14 protein-coding genes are annotated in these 12,134 nt (G+C 28.5%); 8 read left to right on the forward strand and 6 right to left on the reverse strand.

What is annotated here, in order from left to right; genetic code table 11:
- Positions 1-7: 7 nt before the first annotated feature.
- The 3 genes from ACH5BH_RS06405 to ACH5BH_RS06415 are packed head-to-tail and all read left to right on the forward strand — an operon-like array spanning position 8 to position 2,501.
- A complete protein-coding gene (locus ACH5BH_RS06405; RefSeq protein ID WP_423297802.1) occupies positions 8-1,126 on the forward strand; it encodes a bifunctional 2-C-methyl-D-erythritol 4-phosphate cytidylyltransferase/2-C-methyl-D-erythritol 2,4-cyclodiphosphate synthase in 1,119 nt (372 codons plus the stop codon).
- A 3-nt stretch (positions 1,127-1,129) separates the two neighbouring features.
- Positions 1,130-2,020: a DNA-binding transcriptional response regulator gene (locus ACH5BH_RS06410; RefSeq protein ID WP_423297803.1), complete on the forward strand. Its 891-nt coding sequence runs from the start codon at positions 1,130-1,132 to the stop codon at positions 2,018-2,020.
- A gap of 7 nt (positions 2,021-2,027) precedes the next feature.
- On the forward strand, positions 2,028-2,501 hold the full coding sequence (locus ACH5BH_RS06415; RefSeq protein ID WP_423297804.1) for a phosphatidylglycerophosphatase A family protein: 474 nt from the start codon (positions 2,028-2,030) through the stop codon (positions 2,499-2,501).
- Positions 2,502-2,614: 113 nt separating this feature from the next.
- Here ACH5BH_RS06415 and carA read toward each other — a convergent pair whose 3' ends face one another.
- From carA to ACH5BH_RS06440, 5 genes are read right to left on the reverse strand one after another with little or no spacing between them, the layout of a single operon-like run.
- Positions 2,615-3,739, reverse strand: coding sequence for a glutamine-hydrolyzing carbamoyl-phosphate synthase small subunit (gene carA / locus ACH5BH_RS06420; protein WP_404304854.1), 1,125 nt, complete (start codon positions 3,737-3,739; stop codon positions 2,615-2,617).
- A gap of 1 nt (position 3,740) precedes the next feature.
- Positions 3,741-4,292, reverse strand: coding sequence for a DUF507 family protein (locus tag ACH5BH_RS06425; RefSeq protein ID WP_404304856.1), 552 nt, complete (start codon positions 4,290-4,292; stop codon positions 3,741-3,743).
- A 4-nt stretch (positions 4,293-4,296) separates the two neighbouring features.
- A complete protein-coding gene (locus tag ACH5BH_RS06430; protein ID WP_404304858.1) occupies positions 4,297-5,547 on the reverse strand; it encodes an adenylosuccinate synthase in 1,251 nt (416 codons plus the stop codon).
- 9 nt (positions 5,548-5,556) lie between these two features.
- Positions 5,557-6,402 (reverse strand): ATP phosphoribosyltransferase regulatory subunit, encoded by an 846-nt coding sequence (locus ACH5BH_RS06435; protein ID WP_404304860.1) that lies wholly within the window; start codon positions 6,400-6,402, stop codon positions 5,557-5,559.
- A 5-nt stretch (positions 6,403-6,407) separates the two neighbouring features.
- Positions 6,408-7,517, reverse strand: a complete 1,110-nt coding sequence (locus ACH5BH_RS06440) for a pyridoxal-phosphate-dependent aminotransferase family protein (protein WP_423297805.1) — start codon at positions 7,515-7,517, stop codon at positions 6,408-6,410.
- A 214-nt stretch (positions 7,518-7,731) separates the two neighbouring features.
- Between ACH5BH_RS06440 and ACH5BH_RS06445 the strand changes: the two genes are divergently transcribed.
- From ACH5BH_RS06445 to ACH5BH_RS06460, 4 genes are all read left to right on the forward strand, one after another.
- Positions 7,732-7,920, forward strand: coding sequence for a hypothetical protein (locus ACH5BH_RS06445; RefSeq protein ID WP_423297806.1), 189 nt, complete (start codon positions 7,732-7,734; stop codon positions 7,918-7,920).
- Positions 7,921-8,120: 200 nt separating this feature from the next.
- Positions 8,121-8,564: a MarR family winged helix-turn-helix transcriptional regulator gene (locus tag ACH5BH_RS06450; protein ID WP_404304866.1), complete on the forward strand. Its 444-nt coding sequence runs from the start codon at positions 8,121-8,123 to the stop codon at positions 8,562-8,564.
- A 66-nt stretch (positions 8,565-8,630) separates the two neighbouring features.
- On the forward strand, positions 8,631-9,401 hold the full coding sequence (locus ACH5BH_RS06455) for a DODA-type extradiol aromatic ring-opening family dioxygenase (protein WP_423297807.1): 771 nt from the start codon (positions 8,631-8,633) through the stop codon (positions 9,399-9,401).
- A gap of 2 nt (positions 9,402-9,403) precedes the next feature.
- Entirely contained in the window at positions 9,404-10,108 is a 705-nt protein-coding gene (locus ACH5BH_RS06460; RefSeq protein ID WP_423297808.1) for a pirin family protein, read from the forward strand.
- 38 nt (positions 10,109-10,146) lie between these two features.
- Here ACH5BH_RS06460 and ACH5BH_RS06465 read toward each other — a convergent pair whose 3' ends face one another.
- Positions 10,147-10,857, reverse strand: a complete 711-nt coding sequence (locus ACH5BH_RS06465; RefSeq protein WP_423297944.1) for a peroxiredoxin — start codon at positions 10,855-10,857, stop codon at positions 10,147-10,149.
- Between the two features lie 203 nt (positions 10,858-11,060).
- On the opposite strand from ACH5BH_RS06465, the gene ACH5BH_RS06470 reads away from it, so the two are divergent.
- Positions 11,061-12,095, forward strand: coding sequence for a glyceraldehyde 3-phosphate dehydrogenase NAD-binding domain-containing protein (locus ACH5BH_RS06470; RefSeq protein ID WP_423297809.1), 1,035 nt, complete (start codon positions 11,061-11,063; stop codon positions 12,093-12,095).
- The last annotated feature ends 39 nt before the right edge of the window (positions 12,096-12,134 follow it).

The following is a 12,134-nucleotide window of genomic DNA, read 5'->3' on the forward strand; positions in this document are numbered from 1 at the left end:
GATATTGGTGTCTGACGTTACTTTAATTGTCTTATGTGCTGGTAATTCTACGAGATTTCAACACAAAGCAAAAAAGCAGTGGCTTAGATGTGATAATGAACCACTATGGTTAAATGTTACCAAACGACTATCTAGTTTTGCTCAATTTAATAAAATCATTATAACTGCGCATGAAAAAGAGATTAGGTATATGCAAAACTTTAACGATGAATATACTTATGTAATTGGTGGTAATACTAGACAAGAATCAATGGCAAATGCACTCAATGAAGTCACTTCTAAATATGTAATGGTGACGGATGTAGCAAGAGCCTGTGTCCCTAAAAGTGTAATTGATAATCTACTCTGCGAAAAAGATTTTGCTGATTGCATAGTACCTGTTCTTGATGTCAGTGATACTGTAATATATCATGAAGAAACAATAAATAGAGACCAAGTAAAACTTATTCAAACTCCACAACTTTCTAAAACTGACATTTTAAAAAAAGCCCTAAATACTACAACTGAATTTACAGATGATAGCTCTGCTATAAAAGCTATTGCAGGTAAAATCAAATATGTAAAAGGTAGTTCAAAAAGCAAAAAACTAACTAATGGTGATGAAATAGATGATTTACCAGAACTAAAAGCAGCATGTAATAATTTCTTTACAGGTACAGGAATTGATATTCATCAATTTGAAAATGGTAAAAAAATGTATTTAGGAGGAATAGAAATTCCCTCTGATTATGGATTTAAAGCCCATAGTGACGGTGATGTTTTAATTCACTCTGTAATAGATGCTTTACTTGGTGCAGCAGGAGCTGGAGATATTGGTGAGTTTTTCCCAGATACTGATCCAAAATATAAAGGTGCTGATTCAAAAATTTTACTTAAAGAAATAATTGAATTTATTTATAATGTAGGGTATGAAATAGTAAATATTGATCTTACAATACTAGCGCAACAACCAAAAATCAATCCTTTCAAAAATGATATAAAAAAACAGTTATCAAAACTTTTATTTTTAGAAAAACAATTTATAAATATAAAAGCAACAACTGGTGAAAAAATGGGATTCGTAGGTAGAAAAGAAGGAGTAGCTGTTCAAAGTATTGCTACTTTAAAATACTATAAATGGAAATAATATATGAATATTTTAATAATAGAAAATGAAATTTATTTAGCACAAAAAGTAGTTTCAAGACTACTAGATGATGGACATAGTTGTGATTATATTGAATCACCAAATATTGACAATTTATCAAAAGATTATGATATTGTTCTTTTATCAACTTCTTTGCCGTCTAGTTTGTGTAAAAATATAATAAAAAAATATAAAGAAAATGCAATTATTCTTCTTCTAGTTTCTTATATTTCAGATGAAACTGTGACAAATCCTATCAAAGATGGGGCAAAAGACTATATAATGAAACCATTTTTAATGGATGAATTAGTAAGAAAAATCTATCACTACAAAGAGTGTAGAAGCATAAGAAGAGAACTTCAAACACTAAGAGAATATGTTGATTTTATTATGGATGATGTTGATACATCAGATACTTTTTTACCTCCATCATTTCCAACTTTAATTGAATCAAATTCTCAAAAATCTGCAGATAAACTTCTATTTGAATTATCAAGAAGACTAGATATGCCTATTTCTTTTATTTCATTAAACTGTTCTAATTGGCAAAAAAAACTAAATGCTTTAGATAATAAATGTATTATCTATCTTACAGAATATCACAGTTTAAAGAAAACAGCAAAAGACAATCTAATAAAACTTATAGAGCATAAAAACTGCGTAATTTCATCACTTGAAGCAGAAGAAGATTTCCCTTATAGAAAAATAGAGTTCAATAATGAAAATTTATTAATGAGTACAACAAATATCATGACAATAAATGATTATGTAAAACTAATGGTTTTATCATATCAAACAAAATATCCAGATACTGAGCTATCTAAAAAACTTGGTATTTCAAGAAAATCTCTTTGGGAAAAGAGAAAAAAACTTGGAATAGAAAAAAAGAAGTAGGTAAAATATGAATTTAAGAAAATTCTTTTTAACAGTAGGATTTTCAGGACTTTTCCCAAAAGCTCCTGGAACAGTTGGATCTTTTGTATCTTTATTTTTAGGAATTGCTATTTTACAAATTGCTCCTGTGTCAACACTATTTTTATTAGCTCTTCTTGTTACAGTTATTGCTGTAAAACAAATCAACATCTATGAAAAAGAAGTTGGAGTACATGATAGTAAAGAAATTGTGATAGATGAACTAGCAGGTATGTGGATAGCTCTTGCTATATGTAATCCAAATGAATCAAATATGATAATTATGGCTATATTAGCTTTTGTATTTTTTAGAATTTTTGATATTTGGAAGCCTTCAATTATTGGAAAAATTGATAGAGAAATAGAAGGTGGTTGGGGAGTAATGGGTGACGACTTATTAGCTGGGGTAGCTGCTGGTATTTCAGCTGCTGGTATTTATCAACTAATTGTAAACTTCTTATAAAAAAGTCAAGTAGTAAAAAGAGGCATACTACTTAACTTAAGAATCAATCATATCTAAACAAAAAAGGGAAACTCTATGTGAGTTTCCCTTTTTTAATGGCTAAATAAATTAAATTATTTAACTATCTTAGCAAACTCATCAAAGATATACTTTGACTCATGTGGTCCAGGACTTGCTTCTGGGTGATGTTGTACAGAGAAGATATCTTTATTTTTATATTTAACACCTTCAATTGTATTATCAAATAAATTTTTATGAGTAATTTCTGCAATTTGCTCAATTGAATCAGGTACATTATAGTTATGATTTTGTGCAGTTATTTCTACTACATTTGTTTGAGGATTAGCAACAGGGTGATTACCACCATGTTGTCCAAATGGTAACTTATATGTATCATGCCCATGAGCTATTGATAACATTTGATGTCCTAAACAAATAGCAAACATTGGAATATTTGCACTAATTAGTTTTTGAACTTCTTCTTTTTCTTCTGTTAAAGTAAGTGGATCACCTGGTCCATTTGATAAGAAAATTCCACCAATTTCTTTAGCTTCAAATCTAGCTATTAAGTCATCTGCTTTAAATGTTGATGGAACAACTTCAACTTCTAGCCCTGATTGAACTAATTCATTTAGGATATTTCTTTTTACTCCAAAATCAACTACCACAACTTTTTTATCACTCATTACAGCTTTATTATAAGCTTTAATTTGGTGATTCCAAGAACCTGATTTATGGATATAAGTCTCTTTTGTAGAAACTTCTTTTATATAGTTAATATCTTCAATTCTTGGACTTTCACTTAGTTTTTTAGCTAATTCATCTTTATCAGCAATTTCAGTTGATGCAATCATCATCATTGCACCTTCATCTCTAATCATTTTTGTTAAATATCTAGTATCAATTGATGTAATACCTAATACATTATGTTCTTTTAAAAGAGAATCTAAATCACCTTGTGCTCTATAATTTGAATACTCATGATGATAATTTCTAACTAAAACACCTTTACAGTATGCAGTTTTACTTTCCATATCATCTTCATTTACTCCAACATTACCAATTTCAGGCATTGTAAAAGTTACAAACTGTCCAGCATAAGATGGATCAGTAATAATTTCTTGGTATCCTGTTAATGACGTATTAAATACAATTTCTCCAACAGATGTACCAGTTGCACCAAAAGATTTTGCTTCTAAAAATGTTCCGTTTTCTAAGTAAATCCAAACTTTTTGCATTTTATATTAACCCTCTTTTAATTAATTCTTCTTCATATAGTCTATGATAAACTAAATCATAATCCTCAGTCCCAGGTATTAACTTTCTTTTATAGTTTTTAAGTTTAGCTAATACCATTGAGTCTGCTTCTTCAAACCCTTTCATAAATTCATCAATTGATGAGAAAATGATATTTTTTACTTGATTATCTGAACAAGTATAATGAATATAATCCTCTTCCCATAAAAAATCTAAAATTTGATGGGCAATGTCAGAAAATCTATCTTCATTATTTAAAATAACACCAAAATCGTTAGCCAATCTTTTTTTAGTCATCCAAAAAAGTTGTCTTCTATCTGCATTTAAGATCTCGATTTCTTCATCTTGCCCATCAAGAATATCATCAACTTTTTCATCTAATGCAAACTCTTTTTCAATATCTGCATCCATAATTCTTTCAATTTGAGCTTCAATTGAATTCTTATCTTTTCTAACTTCTACAAAGTCACAAGAGATTAAATCTCTTGTAATTCTTCTTGAAATATATGGTGTATGATGTAACTTGATTCTCATCGCTTTACCCTCTTATAATAGTGTCTGCTCTTTCAGGAGATGTCGAAACAATTCCTACTTTTACAGCTGTTACCTCTTCAATTTTTTCAATATATTTTTTTGCATTTTCTGGAAGTTTGTCATATTCTCTACAACCTACAACACTATCCCATCCATCAATTTCAACATATACAGGCTTAACATCTTCTAAATCTGATGGAACATAATCAATTATTTCACCATTTACTTCATAAGCTGTACAAATTTTAATTTTTTCAAAACCATCTAATACGTCAAGTTTCATTAATGCTAGTTGGTCACATCCATTTAATCTTCCTGCGTGCTTAACAGCAACTGCATCAAACCAACCACATCTTCTTTTTCTTCCAGTTGTAGTACCAAACTCTTTTCCTACATCTGCCATAGTATCACCATCTTTTCCAAAATCTTCTGTTGGGAATGGACCGTTTCCTACTCTTGTACAATATGCTTTTGTAATACCTGTTACAATACCTATATCTTTTGGATTTATACCAAGACCAGTACAAGCTCCAGCACTTACAGTACTTGAAGATGTTACATAAGGATATGTTCCATGATCAATATCAAGCATAGTTCCTTGTGCGCCTTCTAATAATACTTTCTTTTCATTATCTAAAGCATTCCAAACCATATTTGTAGTATTTGTAATAAATGGTTCTAATGCAGTTTTGTATTCATTTAATAAAGCTAATAATTCATCTTTATTTGGTGTATTAATATCTAAAACATCAAAAATTGCTCTATTTGTTTCGAAATATTCAATTATATTTACAGCTAACTTTTCAGGGTTTAATAACTCACCAACTCTATGTCCTATTCTATTAATTTTATCAGAATATGCAGGACCTATTCCCTTACCTGTAGTACCAATAGCTTTGTCACCTTTTAATCTTTCTTTTGCTTGATCGATTTGTGCATGGTATGGTAAGTTTAAATGTGCTTTATCTGAAATATAAAGTCTTCCTTCTAAATTTTCAAATTGGCTCATTTCTTTAATAATAGACTCAGGAGATAAAACAACTCCATTTCCAATTACGTTTATAGCTTTTGGGTTTAAAACCCCAGAAGGAATTAAATGAAGTGCATACTTTACTCCATCAACCCAAATAGTATGACCTGCATTATGACCACCTTGGCTTCTACAAACCATATCATAATTTTGTGCTAGCATATCTACTATCTTACCTTTTCCTTCATCACCCCACTGGATACCAACTATTAAATCTGCTCTCATATATTAATCCTAATCCTCTAAAATTTTTAATAAACTATCTGTATAAAGGGCAAACCCTAACGAACACGTACCTTCACTTGAGTACATACCACCCTTACATACTGTTAAATTGTCACTTATAACTCTGTAATAAACACCATTATAATATTTTAATGAACCATAATAAAGTGGTGCAATTACTGTGTTTTCATACTTAACTTCACTTGCTTTTTCAAGTAGTTTTTCTAATTCTGTTTTAATAGAAACTGGAACTATTGAAATTACATTTTTTAAGTCTTGTATATTTTTTACTTTAATTAGTTGGTTTAACCAATTACAATCTAATTTAAATAGTGATGCTATTTCACCATTTTTAAATAAATCAATATCAATATTTAATTCACTTGCCACAAGTTTTGGAATATTGATATTTGATATTTGAAAAACTGGTTGTAAATCAAGTGCTTTTAGAATGTCTGCTGTTAAATTCATCACATCAGAAATATCATCATGACCTATCCACTCACAACCAATTTGATACTCTTCATTTGAAGGGTATGTAAAAATAGGTTGAACATAAAACCATTTTTTATGATCAGTTGTTCTTCCTAACCTTTTTGAGATAATTCTTACTACATCTAAAGTAGAATCAGCTCTTAAAGATACTTGCTCATTATCTTCATCCGAAAACTTAATAAGTTTCTTTTCATCTGCAATTGATTGATGTTGAGAATAAGAAAAATTAGGTGTTAAAATTTCTTCAAAACCATTCTCATCTAATATTTCACAAACTTTGTTTTCTAAAGTTCTTTTTGCTTTTGCTGCCTTTGCGAAATATAATCTACTTCCTTTTGGAATTTCGTGTTCAAAAACCATAATTATTAGTTTCCTTTAAACATTTGTTCTAAGAACACTTTATTTGCAGTTCCATCAAATGTTCTTAAATCTAATTCATCCATAGCAAGTTCAATAGCATTTACAACCCAAGATGCTTCAAAATCTTCAACTAATCCCATGTGATTAATTCTAAATATTAATTTTTTAATATGATCTTGTCCACCTGCAATATTTACATTGTATTTTGTTTTTAAAACATTTCTAATTGCTGGTGCATGCTCTGTATAAATTGTTGTCATAGCATTTGCAGGACTTTGTGGGAATACTTCACAACCTATTGCTTTTAAAGCTTCTCTTGTTGCTTTTGCTCTTAAAGCTGTTTTTTCATATAGTGCTTCATATCCACCATTTTCTTTAATATGTGATAAAATCTCTTTTAACCCAATAATTAAAGTCGTAGCTGCTGTCCATGCTGTAGTATTTGTTTTTTGTTTTTTAATTTCAGTTGCTAAGTTAAAGTAAAAACCTCTAGCTTTTGTTTCAATTTTACTTACTGCTTCATTTGATAAGCCAATTACAGCAAGACCTGGAGGAAGCATTAATGCTTTTTGACTTCCTGTAATAACTGCGTCTAAATTTGAAGTATCAATTTTTTCAACACCAATTGCTGTAATTCCATCAGCTACAATAGTTATGTCTTTATTTATCTTTTTAACTTCTTGAGCAATTTCTTCAACAGGATGTCTTAATCCCCCTGCACTCTCACAAAGTTGAATAAATATTGAGTCAATATCACTGTCATTTTTAACGGCTTCTACTACTGCTTCAACACTTACAGGTACATTCCATTCATTTTTAATTTCAGTATATTCAATATCAAAAGCTTTACAGATTTTTCCGAATCTCTCACCAAACTTTCCTGAGTTAATAGTAAGTGCTTTTTTATGAGTTAGGTTTGTAACACAAGCTTCCATAGCTCCTGAACCACTTGATGCAAGCATTACAACCTCATCCATTCCATATAATTCAAATAGTAATTCTCTAGTTTGTTCAAATATTGCTTCAAACTCTGGCGTTCTATGGTGAATAGTTACATCAGCCATTGCCTTTCTTACAAATTCTGGTACTGGAGTAGGACCTGGAGTTAATAGCATTTCATATCCTTAATTTTCTTTCTTTATAGCAAAACATGATATTTTAGCTAATAGTTTATTATTAAACGGTTAAGCAAATAAAATAACAGAAATTATAGAATTTTTGTTATTTCCTCTTGACAAAATAATTTTTTTAGTGTAGAATCTCCATAATTTATTACTTTTAACTAGAAGTAATAGTTTAAAACCATAAAAATAACAAAGGAAGTAACAAATGGCTAAAGAATTAAAAGAAAAAAAAGTTGCAAAAATCGCTAAAAAAGCTACTAAAAAAGTTGTATCAAAAAAGAAAGATGTAAAAAAAGTTGCTAAAAAAGTTACTAAAAAAGTTTTAAAATTAAAACCAACTAAAGTAAAAGAAGCAAAAGTTGCTGCTAAAAAAGCTGCTAAAAAAGCTGCATAATTAATAAATAAAAAGAGCTAGATTTTAAAGTTTAGCTCTTTTTTAATACATAAAACCCTTATCTTTCACTTTAAATTATAAATTTACTCACAGTCCAAATACAAATATATAAACTTTTCTATAAAATTAATAGAAATTTTAATTTCTTAAAACTTGACATTTAATACTAATTAGTACTATAATTTCAACAAGGAGTAATTATGAATAAAATAAGTTATGGAAAAAGAACTGACAAATCTATGAAAGCAGTCGTTAGACTTGAAAGACTTAGATTAAAAATACATAATAAAACTGTTAATTACTTAAATGAGTTCAACCTTACATTTAATCAATTTAAAGTACTTGAAGTACTTTATCATAGAGGAAATTTAAATATTAGCTCAATTACAAAACTTACCATGAGTACTCCTGGAAATATAACTGTTGTAGTAAGAAATCTAAAAAGAGATAAATGGATTACATCTATTTGTGACCCCGAAGATAAAAGAGCTTCAATTTTGACACTTACTCCTAAAGGTGTTGAAGTAATTAAATCAGTTTTTCCAAACCACGCGCAAAATTTACATAAGTCACTTGAGGTATTAAGTGATGAAGAATTAGACACTTTATACAACTTATTAGACAAAGTTTATAAAGCCAATTAAAAATTTTAAATAAATAGTACTAACTAGTAGAAACTAGAAAGTATCTTAAAAAAATAAGGATATATCATGTACCCCTCACTATTTATTTCGCATGGAGCACCAAATATAATATTAGGTAACTCCTTTTCAAAGAAAAATATAAAAAAGTTTGCAAAAACTCTTGAAAAACCAAAATATATTATTATCTTTTCTGCTCATTATATAACTAATGACTTAAAAATTTTAGATTATGAAAAGCCTGAACTAATGTATGATTTTTATGGTTTTGAAAAAGAGCTATATGAATATGAATACGAAATAAATAGTGATAAACTTTGTTCTCTTAAAGTTTTGAAGCATCTAAATTCCCATAATTTAAATGCTTCAATACACAAAGGCAAAAATAGTTTTGATCATGGAGTTTGGACAACTTTATCTATGATGTATGAAAATTTAGATATTCCTGTTGTTCAAATAAGTCTACCTAGAAGTTTTAGTGATGAACAACTAATAGACTTAGGAGAAATTCTAACAGAACTAAAAGATGAAGCAATGATAATTACAAGTGGTGGAGTAACACATAATCTAAGTGATATGAGTGCAAACCCTACAGTAAAACAGTATGCAAAAGATTTTAATGATTATATATATGATGTAATAACTAATGGTAAAAAACAAGAGTTATTAAAAAGTAGAGAAGAACCTACTTTTTATATGAATCATCCAAGTGATGAACACTTTCTACCGTTATTTATTGCATTTGGTAGTGCTTTAAATAAAAAAGGAACTTCATTTAATAAAGAGATGGTTTACTCAAATATCTCAATGGAATGTTTTGCTTTTGATACAAAGGATTAAAAATGTTAAAAAAATTACCAAAAGAAAATATGGGAACTTCAAATTTAGGTTGGTTAGAGAGTAGATTTCATTTCTCATTTGCAGAGTATAGAAATCCTGAAAATGTAAATTTTGGAGTTTTAAGAGTTTTAAATGATGATATTGTTCATCCCAAAAGTGGCTTTGATACCCATCCCCATGAAAATATGGAAATTATTTCATATATAGTTGATGGAGAGATTACACATAAAGACTCAATGGGAAATCAAGAGACTTTAAAAAGAGGCGAAGTTCAGTATCTAAGTGCCGGAAATGGTATCTTTCATAGTGAGCATAATATTCATGAGACAAAAGACTTAAGACTTTTACAAATTTGGATTTATCCACCCCAAAAAGCTTTGCCTAGACTTTATGGTTCACAAAAATTCACTAAAGAACAAAGAGAAAATAAGCTTTTAAATATTGTTTCATCTCAAAAAGGAAATGCACCAATAAAAATCTACCAAGATGTCGAAATTTATGTAAGTGAACTTGAAAAAGACAAAATAATTGATTATAAAATAGGAGAAGGTAAACAAGTCTACTTTACATTGATTGAAGGAACTGCTTTTATAAATGGTATTGAATTAAACGATGGGGATGCAATGGAAATTACAAAAGAGAGAAAACTTGAAATTAAAGCTATAGAAAATGCACATTTTCTTTTTATTGAAATGGAAGAACAATAAGTAGAAGTAAAGACTTCTACTTACCAAAACATTTAAAATTAAGATAAAATTTCATCTATTGTAATATAATCTCCAACTCTACCTGTCATTTGTTCAACATCTGTATTTACAGGAAGTGTTTTTTTACCAGGAACCCACCCAGCAGGGCAAACTTCACCAGTTTTTTCTGCATGTTGCCATGCTTTTACTTGTCTTAAAAATTCATTTACATTTCTTCCAACCATTGGAGCTTGAACTTCTTGAGCTACTACTGTTCCTTCTGGATTGATTAAAAATCTTCCTCTTAAAGCAACTCCTTCTTCTTCAATCATAACACCAAAAGCTCTACTTACTGCACCAGTACTATCAGCTCCTATTGTTAATTTTAATCCTTCTAATAAAGGTTCTGTTTCAACAAATCTTTTATGTGAAAATTTTGTATCAGTAGAAACAGCTAAAATTTCAACACCTAATTCTTGAAACTCATCATATTTTGCATTCATTGCTGCAATTTCAGTTGGACAAACAAAAGTAAAATCAGCAGGATAAAAACAAACTACGTGCCATTTACCTTTATAATCTTCACTTTTTACTTCTACATAATGTCCTGATTTTGAATCATACGCTTCCATCTTAAACTCTGGGGCTTTTCTTAAAACTAAACTTGAACTCATTTGATTTTCCTTTTTATTATTTTCTTGTATTTTATTTTCATTGTTAATAACTGTTTTATTCTCTTCAATTGGTTTTGAACCTGTATCACAAGCCATTTTACTTCCTTTAACTTGATTCACAAAGGATAATATTTTTCCTTTGATAAAAGAATTCTATACTAAAACATTTTAAATCTTGCTTAAAATTATAATTATAATTTATTTTAAATATATAATTTTTACTTATAATAAAACTCTTTGAAAATCAACTAATGTAAGATATGATAAAATAAAAGCATATAAAATACAGGTCATAAAAAATGAAACATAAAATACTATTAAATGGTGTAGGTAGAATTGGAAAAGCTATTTTAAAACAATTACTTGATAATTCTAACTTTGAGATAGTTGCGATTAATGAAATAAATCCATATATAAAAAATATAGTTTATTCAATAAACTATGATTCTACTTATGGAAACTTAGATGATAAGTTTAAAGTTATAGATAATAACTTTATAAAAAATAGCTCTACAAAAATTAAAATCTTAAATTATAAAAGCTTATTTGAAATAGATTTAAAAGATATAGACTTTATAATAGATGCAAGTGGAGTAAAACATGATAATGCTAAGCTAGAAAAACTTGATGTAAAAGCTATCTTTTTAACACATGCAAATCAAAATGCCCATAAAAATATTATCTTAGGAGTAAATGAGCAAGAACTTGATATAAAAATACATAAAGTAATCTCTACTAGCTCTTGTAATGCCACAGCTTTACTTCCTGCACTTAAAATAATACATGATAAAAAAGAGATTGTTTGTGGAGATATTGCTACGATTCATCCTTTATTAAATCATCAAAGAGTTTTAGATGGTAATTTTGTAGGAAGTGCCACAAGAGATGTAGACTATAATTTTGAGTTTGGTAGATCAGCTACTCAAAATATTATTCCAAATAATACTACGACGATAAAAGCCTGTTCTTATGTGATGACAGAAATAAACCATGATTTAATCTCTTCAAGCTCTCTTCGGGTTCCAACAGATACAGTAGGTGCTATAAATGTATGTTTATTTACAAAAGAAAACACATCAAAAGAAGAAATCATCAACATATTTGAGGAGTTTGAAGAAAATCAAAAACATCCTATAGTTTTAAACAACTACGAACCTCTTGTATCAAGTGATTTTAAAAAAGAAAAATTTACAACTATAATTGATCACAGATATACAGATGTTAAAAATAAAAAAATGATAAAACTTTTAGTTTGGTATGACAATGAATGGGGATATGCTTCAAAAACAATAGAGATTTTAAAATATTATATAAATAAAAAAAGGGTAAGTTAAAAACTTACCCTTTTTTGTATCTTAACAAAGGTGTTTATG

Origin of the sequence: Arcobacter rhizosphaerae, from assembly GCF_049472155.1 — a bacterium.
In the GTDB taxonomy this organism is placed as follows: Bacteria; Campylobacterota; Campylobacteria; order Campylobacterales; family Arcobacteraceae; genus Arcobacter_B.